At 66.9% G+C, this 16231-nt stretch carries 18 protein-coding genes; 6 read left to right on the top strand and 12 right to left on the bottom strand.

Annotation, left to right across the window (positions count from 1 at the left end; genetic code table 11):
* Nucleotides 1-7 precede the first annotated feature (7 nt).
* The 8 genes from CRJ03_RS19060 to CRJ03_RS19020 form a co-directional block, all read right to left on the bottom strand.
* The gene (locus CRJ03_RS19060; RefSeq protein WP_104020448.1) at nucleotides 8-193 is read right to left on the bottom strand and encodes a hypothetical protein; all 186 of its coding nucleotides are present in this window, start codon (nucleotides 191-193) and stop codon (nucleotides 8-10) included.
* A 151-nt stretch (nucleotides 194-344) separates the two neighbouring features.
* Entirely contained in the window at nucleotides 345-1013 is a 669-nt protein-coding gene (gene scpB, locus CRJ03_RS19055; protein ID WP_104020447.1) for an SMC-Scp complex subunit ScpB, read from the bottom strand.
* Nucleotides 1014-1017: 4 nt separating this feature from the next.
* On the bottom strand, nucleotides 1018-1806 hold the full coding sequence (locus CRJ03_RS19050) for a segregation and condensation protein A (protein WP_104020446.1): 789 nt from the start codon (nucleotides 1804-1806) through the stop codon (nucleotides 1018-1020).
* Nucleotides 1799-2827, bottom strand: a complete 1029-nt coding sequence (gene nagZ, locus CRJ03_RS19045) for a beta-N-acetylhexosaminidase (protein WP_439126651.1) — start codon at nucleotides 2825-2827, stop codon at nucleotides 1799-1801. The genes CRJ03_RS19050 and nagZ overlap by 8 nt, the downstream gene beginning before the upstream one ends.
* Nucleotides 2803-3672 carry an SPOR domain-containing protein gene (locus CRJ03_RS19040; RefSeq protein WP_104020444.1) on the bottom strand — a complete coding sequence of 290 codons (870 nt, stop codon included), beginning with the start codon at nucleotides 3670-3672 and terminating at the stop codon, nucleotides 2803-2805. Before CRJ03_RS19040 ends, nagZ begins: the two co-directional genes overlap by 25 nt.
* Nucleotides 3673-3745: 73 nt before the next feature.
* Complete coding sequence (argS, locus tag CRJ03_RS19035) at nucleotides 3746-5491, bottom strand: arginine--tRNA ligase (RefSeq protein WP_104020443.1); 1746 nt, start codon at nucleotides 5489-5491, stop codon at nucleotides 3746-3748.
* An 87-nt stretch (nucleotides 5492-5578) separates the two neighbouring features.
* Complete coding sequence (locus tag CRJ03_RS19030; RefSeq protein WP_129590318.1) at nucleotides 5579-6169, bottom strand: hypothetical protein; 591 nt, start codon at nucleotides 6167-6169, stop codon at nucleotides 5579-5581.
* Between the two features lie 313 nt (nucleotides 6170-6482).
* Nucleotides 6483-7652, bottom strand: a complete 1170-nt coding sequence (locus CRJ03_RS19020) for a deoxyguanosinetriphosphate triphosphohydrolase (RefSeq protein WP_104020440.1) — start codon at nucleotides 7650-7652, stop codon at nucleotides 6483-6485.
* A 76-nt stretch (nucleotides 7653-7728) separates the two neighbouring features.
* On the opposite strand from CRJ03_RS19020, the gene CRJ03_RS19015 reads away from it, so the two are divergent.
* Together CRJ03_RS19015 and xth are read left to right on the top strand one after the other, a co-directional pair.
* Nucleotides 7729-8052, top strand: a complete 324-nt coding sequence (locus tag CRJ03_RS19015; RefSeq protein ID WP_104020439.1) for a HesB/IscA family protein — start codon at nucleotides 7729-7731, stop codon at nucleotides 8050-8052.
* Nucleotides 8053-8111: 59 nt separating this feature from the next.
* Nucleotides 8112-8894 carry an exodeoxyribonuclease III gene (gene xth / locus CRJ03_RS19010; protein ID WP_104020438.1) on the top strand — a complete coding sequence of 261 codons (783 nt, stop codon included), beginning with the start codon at nucleotides 8112-8114 and terminating at the stop codon, nucleotides 8892-8894.
* Nucleotides 8895-9384: 490 nt separating this feature from the next.
* Here the strand turns inward: xth and CRJ03_RS20015 are convergent, their stop codons facing one another.
* From CRJ03_RS20015 to dksA, 3 genes are all read right to left on the bottom strand, one after another.
* Nucleotides 9385-9528, bottom strand: coding sequence for a hypothetical protein (locus CRJ03_RS20015; protein WP_165375363.1), 144 nt, complete (start codon nucleotides 9526-9528; stop codon nucleotides 9385-9387).
* 56 nt (nucleotides 9529-9584) lie between these two features.
* On the bottom strand, nucleotides 9585-10775 hold the full coding sequence (locus CRJ03_RS19000; protein WP_104020436.1) for an FAD-dependent oxidoreductase: 1191 nt from the start codon (nucleotides 10773-10775) through the stop codon (nucleotides 9585-9587).
* A gap of 81 nt (nucleotides 10776-10856) precedes the next feature.
* On the bottom strand, nucleotides 10857-11312 hold the full coding sequence (gene dksA / locus CRJ03_RS18995) for an RNA polymerase-binding protein DksA (RefSeq protein WP_206018402.1): 456 nt from the start codon (nucleotides 11310-11312) through the stop codon (nucleotides 10857-10859).
* Nucleotides 11313-11468: 156 nt separating this feature from the next.
* On the opposite strand from dksA, the gene CRJ03_RS18990 reads away from it, so the two are divergent.
* The 3 genes from CRJ03_RS18990 (at nucleotide 11469) to CRJ03_RS18980 (ending at nucleotide 14957) form a co-directional block, all read left to right on the top strand.
* A complete protein-coding gene (locus CRJ03_RS18990) occupies nucleotides 11469-12308 on the top strand; it encodes an AAA family ATPase (protein WP_104020434.1) in 840 nt (279 codons plus the stop codon).
* Nucleotides 12309-12401: 93 nt separating this feature from the next.
* Nucleotides 12402-13226, top strand: coding sequence for an AraC family transcriptional regulator (locus CRJ03_RS18985; protein WP_104020433.1), 825 nt, complete (start codon nucleotides 12402-12404; stop codon nucleotides 13224-13226).
* 72 nt (nucleotides 13227-13298) lie between these two features.
* Nucleotides 13299-14957 (top strand): ABC transporter substrate-binding protein, encoded by a 1659-nt coding sequence (locus tag CRJ03_RS18980; protein ID WP_240611723.1) that lies wholly within the window; start codon nucleotides 13299-13301, stop codon nucleotides 14955-14957.
* An 11-nt stretch (nucleotides 14958-14968) separates the two neighbouring features.
* Here CRJ03_RS18980 and CRJ03_RS18975 read toward each other — a convergent pair whose 3' ends face one another.
* Nucleotides 14969-15562: a lytic transglycosylase domain-containing protein gene (locus CRJ03_RS18975; protein WP_104020432.1), complete on the bottom strand. Its 594-nt coding sequence runs from the start codon at nucleotides 15560-15562 to the stop codon at nucleotides 14969-14971.
* A gap of 189 nt (nucleotides 15563-15751) precedes the next feature.
* On the opposite strand from CRJ03_RS18975, the gene ssb reads away from it, so the two are divergent.
* Nucleotides 15752-16231 carry a single-stranded DNA-binding protein gene (gene ssb / locus CRJ03_RS18970; protein WP_104020431.1) on the top strand — a complete coding sequence of 160 codons (480 nt, stop codon included), beginning with the start codon at nucleotides 15752-15754 and terminating at the stop codon, nucleotides 16229-16231.

The following is a 16231-nucleotide window of genomic DNA, read 5'->3' as shown; positions in this document are numbered from 1 at the left end:
CGCCCGGTCAGAAGCGCCCCATCCGCCGCCCCAGTTTCATCGTCTTGCGGGCATTGCGCGCGGTCTTCTGCCCGTCGGGACCGTTGTCACCGCGGCCACGCGTGACCTTGTCGATCCCGGCATTGACCCCGCGGCGCATCACCTGCCGCATGACCATGCGGATCACCATGTTGATCATCTGGTTGGCGTTCATCGCGCCCTCCTCTCGCTGCCTCTGGCCGGGACCATAGCACCGAAACGTGCGGAAATCAGGGCGGGTGCGGCGAATTTCTTGACGATTTCCTGCGCGACCGTCCGCGCGATGCGCCGAACCGTGCGGTTCGGGCCGCGAACCGACAGGTTCGTCAGTCCCCGAACAACTCGTCCTGCCCTGCGGGCGGCACCTCCGCGTCCTCGTCCTCCTCGTCCCCGTCGCCGATCCCCGGCAATGTCCCCGGCGGCGGGCGGTTGTCCAGCAGCCCCGCGGCGCGCAATTCCTTGAGCCCCGGCAGGTCGCGCGCGCTTTCCAGACCGAAATGGTCGAGGAATGTCTCGGTGACCACGAAGGTCACCGGACGGCCCGGCGTCATCTTGCGTCTGCCGAAACGAATCCATTCCATTTCAAGGAGTTGATCGACGGTTCCCCGGCTGACAGACACGCCGCGTATCTCCTCGATCTCGGCGCGGGTGACCGGCTGATGGTAGGCAATGATGGCCAATGTCTCGATTGCCGCCCGGCTCAGTTTGCGGGTCTCCACCACCTCGCGCCGCATCAGAAAGCCAAGGTCGGGCGCGGTGCGCATGGCCCAGCCATCGCCCACTTTCACCAGCGTAACCCCCCGTCCCTCATACCTTTTTTTCAGATGGACCAGCGCTTCCGCCGGATCGCATCCATGCGGCATCCTCGCTGCCATCTCGCGCGTGTCCATCGGCTCGGTGGCGGCAAAAAGCATCGCCTCGATCATCCGTTCCTGTTCGGCCATCGGCGGAGCCTCGAACAGGCTTTCCTTTTCGGTATCAATATCTTGCGGCATGTTGTTAATCCTTCCGCCGAAGCTCGACCGGCGCGAATATCTCGGTCTGCCGCAGCTCCGCCCGCCCCTCCTTCACAAGCTCCAGCGCCGCGGCAAAGGTCGAGGCCGTGGCCGAGCGCCGCCTTTGGCGATCGGTGGTGAACCCCTCCGGCAGATAGCTCGCGATATCGGTCCATGTCGCCGCCTCGCCGATCACCCCCCGCAATCGCTCAAGTGCTTGTTCCATAGTGAAAATTGCGTCACGGTCCATGACGAAGGGGCGAAATTCGTCGCGCGTGCGAAGCCGCGCATAGGCCTGCATCAGGTCCAGCAGGTTCGCCGTATAGCGCACCTCACGCCGCCGTGTCACGTCCTCGGGCAACCCCCGCGCAAAGAAATCCCGCCCCAGCCGGTCCCGCGCCATCAGCCGCGCCGCGCAATCCCGCATCGCCTGCAACCGCTCAAGCTGAAACGCCAGATGCGCGGCCAGGTCCTCGCCCGACGGCCCCTCTTCGGCGGGGTCGGGCGGCAAGAGCAGACGCGACTTGAGAAACGCAAGCCACGCCGCCATCACCAGGTAATCGGCGGCCAGCTCGATCCGCAGGGCGCGCGCTTGCTCGACAAAGGTGAGGTATTGCCGGGCCAGTTGAAGGACGGAAATGCGCCTTAAATCAACCTTTTGCGTGCGCGAGAGCGTCAGTAACAGGTCCAGCGGCCCCTCGAACCCGTCGACATCGACGATGAGCGCCTCCGCCGCGAGCCGTTCGGCCACAGGCACCGGATCCGCGCTGTCATCGAAGGTGTCTTCAGCCATGTTGCCGTCCGCCCGTCAACGCATCAAGCTGCGCCGCGAGGGCGGAGATGTCAACCGGATCGGGCGTCCGGCGCGCGGACAACGCCCGCTCGGCACGGTCCTGCGCAGCGGCCCGCATCTCGCCCGCTGCCGCCGCCACGGCCTGTCGCTCGGCTAGCGTGCCGTTGCAGTGCAGGACCACGTCGCACCCCGCCGCGAGCGCGGCCCGCGCCCGCTCTACCAGGCTGCCCGAGAGCGCGTTCATGGCGATATCGTCGGTCATCAAGAGCCCGTCAAACCCGATGGAGCGGCGAATTACCTCAATGATAACAGGTGACAAGGTCGCGGGCCGCGCATCGAGCGCGGCATAGACCACATGCGCCGTCATCGCCATCGGCAAATCGGCAAGCGCCTCGAACGGGGCGAAGTCTACCTCGGCCAGATGCTCTGCCGGATCGGTCACGCGGGGCAGTTCGTGGTGGCTGTCAGCCCTCGCGCGCCCGTGTCCCGGGATGTGCTTGACCACCGGCAGAACGCCCCCCTCCATAAGCCCGTCCGCCACCGCTCGGCCAAAGAGCGCAACCCGCCCCGCCGTCTCGCCATAGCAGCGGTCACGCAGAAACGGGTGGGTGTCCCGCCCCGCCACATCCACCAAAGGCGCACAGTTGCTGTCGATCCCGAGGGCAAAAAGCTCGTCGGCGATGATCCGGTAGCGCAGGTGCAGCGCCTCCGCCGCCCGCGCGCCAGCCGCGGCCACGTGATCGAGTGGCGCGGGCCACTCGCGCCAGGCAGGCGCACGCAGGCGCTGCACGCGCCCGCCTTCCTGGTCGATCGTGATAACCGCCTCGTGCCCCGCCGCCTCGCGCAGTTCGTCGCACAGCGCGCGCACCTGGTCGGGGGTGTCAATATTTCGCGCGAAGAGGATGAATCCGAAGGGCTTTACTTCACGAAAAAACGCTTTTTCCCCAGTAGTTAGCCGATGCCCCTCGGCGCCGGTAATGACCGCGCCGAACCCTGTCACCGAGTAACCACCGGGATGCACTCGGCCCGCTCTGCTTGCAAGGCCGAACAGAAACGGCGCGCATCCGCGAGGTCTTCGAACCCGGCTGCGCGCAGCCGGTAGAAAGTCCGCCCGCCGCTCTCGGCGCGCTGCACCACCCGGCGTTTGCCGTCCAGCAGATCACCAAGCTGCGCTGTCAGACGCTCCCATTCCGAGCGCGCCACCTCTGCCGAATCGAAGGCCCCGAGCTGCGCGAGCCGCGAACCGGTCGGCAGGCTTTCGGGATCGACCTCGACCGACGGGGCGCTGGTCGCCGCCGCGAGCGCGTAGGCCACCGGATCGGGCAGCGCCGGGCGCAGCTGCGGACGCAACGACCGCCCGAGCCCCCCCTCGACCGATTCAGTGCGCGCCTGCGTCTCGGGCTCGGGTGTGGGCTCAGTCGCGGCGCGCGGCGCTGCCTGCGCCGGTTGCCGCACCACCGCGAGATGCACGTCACCCGAGCGCGGCGCCGTCGACGCCTGTGCTGTGGTGCTCGCCGTGCTCGGAATATCCTCTAGCGTCAGATCGAGCGGCGGGGGTGCGATGATTACCCGGTCGGGCGGCTCTGCCGTCGCCGCCTGCGCCGCCACACGGTTGACCGACAGGCCCTGATGCGCCGCCTCGCGCCCGCCCGGCTCGGCCGGAGCCTCGCGCATGGGATCGCTGAGCGCGCGCACAACCGGCACGCCCGACACGTCGCGCATGATCACCTGGTAACCCCAGTGGCCAATTCCGGCCAAGAGCGCCATCGAGACCAGCGCACCAGTAATATTGGTAAATTTCGTCACGGCCACCGCCACGCGATCGTCCGACCCGTACTCCGTCCGGGATGCCTGCATCTCTGCCATGATCTGCCTCTCGCCACCGGCGATACATGGTCGCCGGTTCCTGGTTGCCTGCTCGCACCGGTGGCGGCGGCGTTCAGCGCATCTCATCCACCGGAGTGACGCCAAGGATACCAAGACCGGCGCAAATCACAACCGTTGCCGCGCGCACCAGCGCGATTTTCCCGCGTGTTGTGGCCGGATCACCCTCTTGCAGGAAGCGAAGCGCCGGTTCGTCATGGCCACGGTTCCACAGACCGTGCAGTTCCGAGGCCAGGTCGTAGAGGTGGAACGCCACCCTGTGCGGCTCGCCTGCGCGCGCGGCGTTTTCCACCTGCCGCGGCCATTCCGCGATCTTGCGCGCGAGCGCCAGTTCCGCCTCGTGCGAGAGCACCGACAGATCGGCCTCCGCAAGTGCCGCGTCATCCACCGTGATCCCCGCGGCAGTAGCCTTGCGCAGCACCGAGTTGACCCGCGCATTTGCGTATTGGACGTAGAAGACCGGGTTGTCCTTGGACTGTTCCAGAACACGCGCGAAGTCGAAATCGAGCGCAGCGTCGTTCTTGCGCGTGAGCATGACAAAACGGGTCACGTCTGGTCCAACCTCGTCCACCACGTCGCGCAGGGTGATGAAGGTGCCGGCGCGCTTGGACATCTTGAACGGCTCGCCGTTCTTGTAGAGCTTGACCAGTTGACACAGCTTGATCTCGATCGGTACGCGCCCATCCGACAGCGCCGACACGGCGGCCTTCATCCGCTTGACATAGCCACCGTGATCGGCGCCGAACACGTCGATAAGCAGATCGTATCCCCTTGAAATCTTGTCATAATGATAGGCAATATCGGGGGCGAAATAAGTCCATCCACCATCGGATTTCATGATCGGGCGGTCCACGTCATCGCCGTGTTCCGTCGATTTGAACAGGGTCTGCTCGCGCGGTTCCCAGTCCTCGGGCATCTTGCCCTTGGGCGGCTCGAGCACGCCGCGATAGATCAGCCCCTTGCCGCGCAGATCCTCGATCGCGGCCTCGATCAATCCGGTGCCGTAGAGCGATTTCTCAGAGAAGAAGTGATCCATCTCGACGCCAAGCGAGGCCAGGTCCTCGCGGATGAGCGTCATCATCGCGTCGGTGGCGAAGTCGCGCACCTCGGCCAGCCAGACCGCTTCGGGCTCGTCGACATACGCGGCGCCGACCTTGTCCTTGAGCGCGCGACCCACCTCGATCAGGTAGTCGCCCGGATAGGTGCCATCGGCAAAGGCCACCTCCTGCCCGTGCGCCTCGAGATAGCGCAGGTAGACCGAGCGCGCGAGCACATCGACCTGTGCGCCACCGTCGTTGATGTAGTATTCGCGCGTGACGTCATAGCCCGCGAAATCCAGGAGGCTCGCCAGCGCATCGCCGAACACCGCGCCGCGAGTGTGGCCGACGTGCAACGGGCCGGTCGGATTGGCCGAGACGTATTCGACATTGACCCGGCGATCCTGCCCCAGCGTGGCGCGGCCGAAATCGGCCCCCTGCCGCAGCGCATCGCGCAGCACATCGTGCCAGACCGCAGGTGCCAGCCGCAGGTTGAGAAAACCGGGGCCGGCCACCTCGGCGCTATCGATGCGCGCATCGGCGGCGAGGTGCTCCGCGAGCACGGTGGCGATGTCACGCGGCTTCATCCCCGCCGGTTTCGCCAGCACCATCGCGGCATTGGTCGCCATGTCGCCATGCGCGGGATCGCGCGGCGGCTCGACAGTGACGTTCCCGAGGTCGAGCGAGGCGGGCAGCGCACCTTCGGCCTGCAGACCGCCCAAGGTATCGAGAACGAGACCGCGAATGTCGTCAAAGAGGTTCATGAGCCGCCTTTCCGTGTTGGCACGCGCGCCGGTTTACCACCCGTGGCCCGCGCGTCAATCGCCTTGGGCGCGGTTCTCGCCGCCCGCTCAGGCGAGGTTGATCACCGCGCCGCGCGGCCCGTCGCGCGCCCCCTCCGCGAGCCGCCGCGCCTCATGTATCAGCGCCGTGCGTCCGGTGTACGGGCCGAGCCGCAGAACGTTGACACGGGCGTGCGTGCCCGCCTCGGCCTGCATGTGCGGGGCGAGCGCCGCCAGCGCCGCGTCGAACGCCCGCGCCTCGGGGCGCGCGTCATGGCTTGCCGCACGGCAGCCGACGAGCACCAGCCCCTCTCCCTGCGCCAGCCCGTCCATCAGCGCGCGCGTCAGTGCCGGGATCGCCGCCACCGCCGCCCCGAGACGTCGCGGGCTACGCAGCGGGTGCAGATGTACCAGCAGGTCGAGCGGCGTGTCGCCCCATATCTCGCCCAACCGTCGGCATTGGCCGGGACGCAGGCAATCGAGCGTCAGGCTCTCGATCCTTCCGGGCGCGCGCCGCGCCAGTGCCAGCGCGCGCCGTTCGGCATGATCGGCCACGACCACCAGCGCCCCTGTCGCCGCGAACCTTTCTGCCAGCTCTCCACCGACCGCACAGCCCGCAGACGCGATCAGCACGGTTTTCCGAGATGTCTCCCCGTCCACACCACCCTCACCCACTCGATACGCATCCCGTGGACATCACTAGCACCCGGCATCACGCGCTTCAACTTGCCGGCGGCTGCGTGTCCCCGCCGGTGTCGCGCGGCGGGGCAAGGGCGGCGATACGCATGTCCTCGCCACGCCGTGGCGCGTCCTCGCCCACGACGAAGCGCTGCGCGCCAGTCGCGCAGCATCAGCACGATGGCGGGCATCTGCAACTGCCATGCCAGCCATTGCGCCCCGACACCGGGCGCGCCCACCATCCCGCGCGCCATTGCCGGGTCGAGCGCTTCCGTCCCTGTACCAGGCGGCAAGCCTACACCCCGTCCGGCAGGTCTTGTGCCGACGTCCCACCAACCAGCCGGGCGTGGCTTTGCAATGCGAACCGGTCGGTCATGCCGGCGATGTAATCGCCCACCAAGCGCGCCAGCGCCGCGCGGTCAGGCGCGCGCGCCACGTCCGCGCGCCATTCTTCGGGCAGGTGGTCGGGCGCGTCGAGGTAGACCGGGAACAACTCGCCGATCACCCGCGCCACCATGCGCCGCATGTCGTTGACCGCCGGGGCGCGATACATCCGGGTAAAGAGGAACGCCCGGATCGCCTGCAAATCCTCCCACAGCCCGGGCGAAAAACGGATCACCGGCACCCCAAGTGCGCGCAGCTCCTCCACCGAACCCGGCGAATGGGCGGCCAGCAGGCGCTGGCTCTCGGCGATCACGTCGCCCACCATCTCACCGAATACCCGGCGCAGCGCCTCGTGGCGGCGGCGCTTGGGATCGAGGCGCGGGTAGAGCCGGTCCACCTCGGCATAACAGGGGCCGACAATGGGCAGCGCCGCGATTTCCTCGTCGACAAATAACCCCGCGCGCAGCCCGTCATGCAGGTCGTGGTTGTTGTAGGCGATATCGTCGGCGATGGCCGCCACCTGCGCCTCGCCGCCCGCATGGGTGCCAAGCTCCAGCCCGTGCACCGCGTCGCATTCTGCCAGCGCCAGCGGCAGATCGCCCGTCACCGGACCGTTATGCTTGGCCAGCCCTTCCAGCGTCTCCCATGTGAGGTTGAGCCCGTCGAAGGCGGCATAGTGGCGCTCTAGCACCGTCACGATGCGGAGCGCCTGCGCGTTGTGATCGAAACCGCCATAGGGCGCCATCAGCGCGGCGAGCGTATCCTCGCCCGCGTGGCCAAAGGGCGTATGGCCGAGGTCATGGGCAAGCGCGACGGCCTCGGTCAGGTCGGTGTCGAGGCCAAGCGCGCCCGCGATGGTACGCGCCACCTGCGCCACCTCGATCGAATGGGTGAGCCGGGTGCGGTAGTAATCGCCCTCGTGCGCGACAAACACCTGTGTCTTGTGCTTGAGCCTGCGAAAGGCGCTGGAATGGATGATGCGGTCGCGGTCGCGCTGAAAGGGCGAGCGAAACGCGCTCTCTTCCTCCGCCACGCGGCGGCCGCGTGTCCGGCCCGGGTCGGTCGCGAAAGGGGCGGTCATTGATCGGTCCTTGTGGCGGGGCACTCGGAGCATATATTGCAGAAAGAACTGTCACGCGAAACCACCGAGGACACCCATGCAACTGCCCCCCAAGGTCACCCCCCGCGCTTATGCCCGCCTCGCCGAGATCGGTGCCGGCGCCGACGGCAAGGCGCTGCGCGTGGCGGTCGAGGGCGGCGGCTGTTCGGGGTTTCAGTACGATATCCGGCTCGATTCCGCCGCCGAGGACGATCTCGTGCTCGAAGGCGAGGGCGAGCGGGTCGTGGTAGACAGCGTATCGCTGCCCTTCCTTGCGGGCGCGACAATCGACTTCACCGAAGAACTGATCGGCGCGCGCTTTACCATCGACAATCCCAATGCCACCGCCTCCTGCGGCTGCGGCACGTCCTTCTCGATCTGAGCCTTGCACCACGCGCGAGGCCGCGCGATAGAGGAAAAAGGGCGACGGGAGAGGCGGCCATGCGTATCGCGTGTTTCAACATCAACGGGATCAAGGCGCGGCATGCCGCGCTCTGCGACTGGCTGGACGAGGCGTCCCCGGACGTGGTGTTGCTACAGGAAATCAAGTCGGTGGACGAGAACTTCCCGCGCGAGATGTTCGAGGATCGCGGCTACAACGTAGAGACCCACGGGCAGAAGGGCTTCAACGGGGTGGCGATCCTGTCGAAATACCCGCTGGAGGACGTGTGCCGCGGCCTACCCGGCGACGATAGCGACGAGCAGGCCCGCTGGATCGAGGCCACGGTGACGGGCGAAAAGGGCGCGCTGCGGGTCTGCGGCCTCTACCTGCCCAACGGCAACCCCGCGCCGGGTCCGAAATACGACTACAAGCTCGCGTGGATGGAACGCTTGCGCGCGCGTGCGGCAGAGCTTCTCGCCACCGAGGAGCCGGTGCTCATGGGGGGCGATTACAACGTCATCCCCCAGGACGAGGACGCCGCGCGCCCCGAGGCGTGGCGCGACGACGCGCTCGCCCTGCCCGACAGCCGCGCCGCCTTTCGCCGCCTGCTGCACCTGGGCCTGACAGAGGCGTTCCGCGCCCGCGTGCAGGGGCCGGGCCATTACACGTTCTGGGATTACCAGGCCGGCGCGTGGCAGCGCAACAACGGCATCCGCATCGACCACATGCTGCTTAGCCCGCAGGCCGCCGACCGGATGACCGATTGCGGCATCGACACGGCCGTGCGCGGGCGCGACAAGCCGTCCGATCATGTGCCGCTCTGGGTCGATCTCGACATCTGAGGGCGGGTTCAGGCGGCGAATGGCCACTCGCGCCGGTAATGGCCATCGGCAAAGCCGGGGCTGACGCGGCCCAACCAAGGGGCTTGCCACGCGCCCCCAGCATCCAGTCGAGTTCCGGATCGCGGATGCGCTTGGTGCAGCCATTGGGCACGAGACCGACATCGCCCAGATAGACCTCGCCGTCGCGAATGAACATGTCCACCCGGATGAAATCGAAGAACCGCCCGATCGCCTCGGCGGCCTCCACCATCAGGTCGAGCTGCGCGGGTGGCGCCACGGGCCGCGCCCGCCCTTGCGCACGTAGAGCTGTTTGTCGAGCCAGGTGCCCGACCGGCTGAAGACCGTCTGCAAGTGCGTGCCCGAGCCGTGGTTGCACTTGAGCCAGTAGGTGCCGGCCGCGATCTCGTCATTGCCGGGCAGCTCGGGCGCGGTCCCGCGCCACGGGATGCGCGGGCGGTGAACCTGCGCGCGCAGGTGGGGCGGGAGCCAATCATGCGCGCAGCTTGTCCGAGGGGGTGACGCGCGGGATAAGGCCGAAGAACTTGAACAATAGCTGCTTGTTGGTAAAGGTCTGCGGGTCGATCAGGTCAGGCCAGTCCCCGTGGTTCTTGCGGTATATCTCGACCGGCCGCACAAGCCCGGGCGCGCACTATTCGCCCCAGCCCGATGGGGGCCGTGCGCCCCCGGTTGTCAACCATCGTTGACCGGCTGCCCAACCGCGTCAATCGCGTTGTAGCCGTAAATCCAGTCGAATTGCCGGATCATTCGCGAAGGCGCGAGCCGTCCGCCAGCGCGTAGCGCGGTGTGTGCCGCCCATCTCAGCGGTGGGAAGGCGAGGTGGTATTTCCACGCGTTGGCACTCGCCGCCGCGACCACCCGGCGCGCCCGCGCTTCGCGCAGGGCCTGGTAGCGCACCAATCCCTTTGCCACATCGCCTTCCTCGTCGAGCGCCGCGGCCAGCACCCAGCCATCCTCGAGCGCGAGGCACGCCCCCTGCGCCATGAAGGGCAGCGTGGGATGTGCCGCGTCACCGAGAATCGCCAGCCCCTCGCCGTGCCACGCGCGGGCCACCTCGTGCCGGAACAGGCCCCAGAGATTTACCTTGTCCACGGCAGCGAGCATCCCCTGCACCTCGTCGCAGAAATCGCCGAACGCGGCACGCAACGACTGCGGATCGTCAGTCTGGCTCCAGCTTTCGGCGGTCCAGGCGGCGCGCTCCTGTACCGCCACGAGGTTGAGCAGGCTACCGCCGCGCAAAGGATAGCTCACAACGTGGCGGATCGGCCCCATGTGGACACGCACCTCCGGACAGCGCTCGGCGCTGTTGGGAACGAGCGCGCGCCACGCCACCTGGCCCGTGAAGAAGGGGGCACGTGGGCCGTTGAGCGCGGCGCGCACCACCGAATGCAACCCGTCCGCGCCGATCACGAGGTCGGCGTCAAACCCGGCACCGTTGGCCAGTTCAACACGCGGGCGCCGCCCGTCGGCGACGCCGATGATCCGCTGTAACAGCCGGATGCGAACGCCTGCCGCGCGCGCACCGTTGGCCAGCAGGTTGATGAGATCCGCACGGTGGAGAAAATGATAGCCGCCCTGCCCCGTGTCACCGAGATCGAGCCGCAGCACCTCGCCCCCACGGTAATCACAAAGCTGCACCGTCCGCGCCATCACCGCGCGCTGGCGAAGCTCCGCGCCCAGCCCAAGCGCATCGAGCACCCTCGCGCCATTAGGGCTGATCTGAAGTCCGGCACCCACCTCGGCGATTTCGGATGCCTGTTCGAACACGGTGACATCCGCGCCGCGCCGCGCCAGCGCTTGCGCCACGGCCAGCCCGCCGATCCCCGCGCCGATCACGGCGACCCTCATTGCGTTCAGACCCATTGGCCCCTTTCCCGAAAAAGACGCGCGCCGGAGGGGTGCCCCGGCGCGCGCCTGTCCGTTCCCGTCGCCCGAAGCAGCGCCTCAGTCGTCGCGATGTACCTTTTCGCGGCGTTCGTGGCGTTCCTGCGCCTCAAGCGTCATGGTGGCGATCGGGCGCGCGTCCAGCCGCTTGAGGCTGATCGGCTCGCCCGTCACCTCGCAATATCCGTATTCCCCGTCTTCGATGCGGCGGAGCGCGGCGTCGATCTTGGCTACCAGCTTGCGTTGGCGATCGCGGGTGCGCAGTTCCAGCGCGCGGTCGGTTTCTTCGCTGGCGCGGTCGGCCACGTCGGGAATTGCTCTTGTCCCGTCCTGCAGGGATTCGATTGCCTCGCGGCTGCCTTCGAGCAATTCCAGCCGCCAGCGCACCAGCTTGCGGCGGAAATACTCCAACTGCAGCTCGTTCATGAACGGCTCGTTTTCTGCGGGCGTGTAATCCTCTGGCAAGAACACTTCGGCTTTCATCTCGATCCCCTCGTCAAGGCCAGTGTCCGGCATCATGAACTCCTCAGACAGTCGGTGCCTTCGAGCGCTCATCTACACGCGGCGCCGGGGAATGTCACTAGCCAATCACGCGCCATTGATGTGGCCGGGCGAAGCGTCTAGGTTCCCGACATTGTTTCCATTTCCGCGCACGAAGGGGCCGCCTGACCGATGAAATTCGAAGGAACCGATGCCTATGTCGCCACCGGCGACCTGACCGTGGCGGTCAATGCCGCCGTCACGCTCGAACGGCCCCTCCTGGTCAAGGGAGAGCCGGGCACCGGCAAGACCGAACTGGCGCGCCAAGTGGCACAGGCGATGGGGATGCGACTCATCGATTGGCATGTCAAATCCACCACCCGCGCGGCGCAGGGGCTCTATGAGTACGATGCCGTCAGCCGCCTCCGCGACAGCCAGCTTGGCGACGAACGCGTGCACGATGTGTCCAACTACATCCGCCGCGGCAAGCTGTGGGAGGCATTTGCCTCCGAGGAGCGCGTGGTGCTGCTCATCGACGAGATCGACAAGGCCGATATCGAGTTCCCCAACGACCTGTTGCAGGAACTCGACCGGATGGAATTTCACGTCTACGAGACCGGCGAGACGGTGCGCGCCCGTCACCGCCCGGTCATCATCATCACCTCCAACAACGAGAAGGAATTGCCCGACGCCTTTCTGCGGCGCTGTTTTTTCCACTACATCCGCTTCCCCGAGGCCGAGACGCTCAGGCGAATCGTCGAGATGCACCATCCCGGCCTCAAGGAGGCCCTGCTGGCCACCGCGCTGACGCAGTTTTATGAGATTCGCGACACGCCGGGACTCAAGAAAAAGCCCTCCACCTCCGAGGTGCTCGACTGGCTTAAGCTGATTCTCGCCGAGGATCTCTCGCCCGAGGATCTGCGGCGCGACGGGGCTGACGCGCTGCCCAAACTGCACGGTGCACTGCTGAAAAACGAACAGGACGTGCACCTGTTCGAGCGACTCGCCTTCATGGCTCGGCGTCAGCGCTGAGGTTTTCCAGAAGCAGGCATTTCATCCCTGACATCTGGCCTGATCCGTGACATCAGTAGTCCAAAGGCGATCTTTCCGATCAAGGAGGCGCGCATGGATCATGCAACGGTGATGACGCTCGTGCAGTGGATGCACGGGGCCGAATGGCGGCTCACCCTGCAGCATTCCTGCCCCTGCCACGCCCTTGTCTGGATGACACGCGGACAGGGCATAGCCGTGGTCGAGGGCGTGCGCCGGGGCATAGGCGTGCACAACGCGTTGGTACTGCCCGCTCATACGATGTTCTCGCTCGATCCGGGCAAGACCGGCTTTGGTCTCGTCTGCGAGATGCCTGCGCAGGCCACGGCGCCCATGCCCGACCGGCCACTGCACATGCGAATCCGGGACGTCATGGGCCAAAACGAGCTGACAGCTATCTTCGAGGGGATGCAGCGCGAGCAGAACGACGCGCGCCCGTTCTCGGAAGAGGTGGTGGACGCGCAGGCGGCCCTGATGAGCGTCTGGCTGCGCCGCGCCATGCTCTCGCAACCCGAAGAGCCCGCCTCCGGTGCCGCCGAACGACTGGTGCGGGCCTATGCCGCGCTGATCGAGCGCCACCACGCCAGCACCCGCAGCATGGCCGACCACGCCCGCACGCTGGGCGTGACGCCGACGCACCTGACGCGTGTCTGCCGGCGCCTCTCGGGGCTGAGCGCCGCCGAGTTGCTGACCGAACGCAGCCTGCATGCCGCACGCGACCTGATCGAGGCAAGCGATCGCCCGATGGCGCAGATCGCCGCCGAGCTTGGCTTCGGCAGCGCCGCCTACTTCTCGCGCTTCATCCTGCACCACACCGGCCGGACGCCCTCGGACCTGCGCAGCGCAGCCCGCGCGCGCGCCGCCTCTCCCGTCGCCACTGCGGCCCGGCAGGTTATCTGACGACCCATCCGGGTTGCGTGCGCAGGCGCGCCGGGCTCTAATGGAAGCGGTCCCAAGCGAGAGAATCCTGCCATGCCGCGCCCTGTCCCGCCCCATCACCCCGGTCTCGCCACGCTGTGCGACGATCTATGCGCGGGCCGGATGGGACGACGCGCATTTCTCGGCCATGCCACCGCGCTCGGGCTGGGGGCGGGCGCGGCGTTGTCGCTCGCAGGATTGCCGGGATCGGTGCGCGCGGAAACAGGCATCGCGCAGGGCGGCACGTTGCGCATCCAGCAGAATGTAAAGCCGCTCGGGGATCCGCGCAGCTTCGACTGGAGCGAGATGGGCAACCAGGTCCGCGGTTTTCTCGAATACCTGGTGGAATACCGCCGCGACGGCACCTTTCGCGGCTTGTTGCTAGAGGGTTGGGACGTCAGTGCCGACGCCACCCGCTACGTGCTGCACCTGCGCCCCGGCGTGCGCTGGAACAATGGCGATGCGTTCACCGCCGCCGATGTCGCGCACAATATCGCACGCTGGTGCGACAGCACCGCGCCGGGCAATTCGATGGCCAGCCGGTTCTCTGCGCTGATCGATTTCGCCACCGGGCAGGTGCGCGAGGGTGCGATCGAGATCACCGATCCGCTCACGGTCACCCTGCGGCTCAACCGCCCCGACATCACGCTGGTCGCCGGCATGTCGGATTACCCTTCGGCAATCGTGCATCAAAGCTATGCTGGCGGCGATCCCTTCGCGCATGGCATCGGCACGGGTCCGTTTCGCCCGGTCAGCCTAAGGGTGGGCGAGCACTGCGTTCTCGAGCACAACCGCGATCACAACTGGTGGGGAACAGAGGTGTTCGGCGGACCGTGGCTTGATCGGGTGGAATTCATCGACCTCGGAACCAACCCGACGACCTGGCTTGCCGCCGCCGAGGCGGATGAGATCGACCTGCTCTACGAGAGCGTCGGTGCCTTTATCCCGGCGATGGACGCCATCGGCTGGACCGCGACCCGCGTCGAGAGCGCCGCCACCATCGTGTTTCGCGGTGCGCAGAACGCGCGCATGGTCGGCACCAACCCCTATGCCCGCCGGAGCGTGCGCCGCGCGCTGGCACTGGCAGTGGATAACGCGATCTGTCTCGAGCTCGGCTACGAAGGGCGCGGCACGGTCGCCAACAACGATCACGTGAGCCCGCTGCAGCCCGCGCATGCCGATCTCGGTCCGGTGCCCTACGACCCGGCAGAGGCGCGCCGCCTCGTGACCGAGGCGGGGCTCATGGGCTACAAGCACGAGCTGGTTACCCTCGATGACGAATGGCAGCGCTACAGCGGCGACGCGGTCGCGGCGCAGCTTCGCGATGCCGGCCTCAGGGTAGAGCGGCGCATCGTGCCGGGGGCGAGCTTCTGGGCCAACTGGCGCAAGTACCCGTTCTCCGGCACCCAGTGGAATCACCGCCCTCTCGCCGTGCAGGTGCTCGGGCTGGCCTACCGCTCGAACGCGGCGTGGAACGAGACGGGCTTTGCCAATGCCGAGTTTGATGCGCTGCTCGACGAGGCCAATGCCCTCTTCGATGCCGACGAACGCCGCCGGGTTATGGCACGGCTTCAGTCGATTCTGCGCGAGGAGGGGGTCATCATCCAGCCCTACTGGCGGGATCTGCACAATCATCACAACGGGCGGCTCGTGAATGCCGCCAAGCATCCAGCCCACGAAATCCATCTGTACCGGATCGGTTTCGCCGCCTGACCGCGCGCGGATCAGCTCCCGAGGATCACCCGCACGTAATTGCGCGTCTCCTTGTAGGGGGGCACGCCGCCGTATTTCTCTACCGCCTGCGGCCCTGCGTTATACGCCGCCAGCGCCAGCCGCCACGAGCCGAACTTGCGGTGCTGTGCAGCCAGGTACCGCGCACCGCCCTCGAGATTCTGCCGCGGATCGCGGGGGTTGACGCCCAGCAACCGTGCCGTCTGCGGCATGAGCTGCGCCAGCCCGAGCGCACCCTTGTGCGACACGGCGTCAGCCCGCCAACCCGATTCCTGCTGCACCAGCCGCAGGAACAGGCTCTCGGGGATGCCGTGACGGCGCGCCGCCTGCTTGGCCATGTCAAGATAAGGGCCGCGATAGGCCCCGCGAAACTGCGGTGACGGCGAGAGATCGCCCCACATCGTCGGCGTGACAAAGCCCGGACGCTCGAGCCTTATGGCGCTCTTGCGCTCTTGCCGCTTCCGCCGGTCGAGGACGCGCGCCTGCGACTGGAACACATCGATCCGCCCCTTGGTCGAGAGCGTTTCCGCAAAACCCTGCTGCGGCCCGGCCAGCACGACGAGCAGCGCCACCCCAATCCAACGCATCACTTTTGATCCCCCGATCCATTTCCGACCGGAAAATACAGAATTCCGCAGGATTTTCGAGCCTTTTCCGAAATGGGCTGTCACCAGCGCGGGAAATCGCCGCCGGAACGCAAATTTTAACCTTTCCTTCACGCTGTTGCGGTGGTGTAACCGGGGACAAGGCGCAACAGCGAGAACAAGGAGGGCGCGATGGCCGGCTCCGTAAACAAGGTGATCCTTATCGGCAACCTGGGCCGCGACCCGGAGACCCGCACTTTCCAGAACGGGGGCAAGGTGTGCAACCTGCGCATCGCCACCTCCGAGACATGGAAGGACCGCAACACCGGCGAGCGCCGCGAAAAGACCGAATGGCATTCGGTCGCGATCTTTTCCGAGCCGCTGGCACGCGTGGCCGAGCAATACCTGCGCAAGGGCTCCAAGGTCTATATCGAGGGCCAGTTGGAAACCCGCAAATGGCAGGACCAGTCCGGGCAAGACCGTTACAGCACCGAGGTGGTGCTGCGGCCCTACCGCAGCGAACTGACGATGCTGGACGGCCGCGGCGACAGCGGCGGCGGAGGCGGTGGCTATGGGAGCGACCGGGACCAGGACCAGGGAAGCGGCGATTACGGTGGCGGTGCCCCGGCCGGGCGCCCGTCCGGCGACATGGATGACGAGATCCCGTTCTGA

This window comes from Roseovarius nitratireducens, assembly GCF_002925845.1.
Classification (GTDB): domain Bacteria; phylum Pseudomonadota; class Alphaproteobacteria; order Rhodobacterales; family Rhodobacteraceae; genus Roseovarius; species Roseovarius nitratireducens.
Note: the sequence above shows the minus strand (reverse complement) of the source record. Positions and strands in the feature narration are given on the sequence as shown.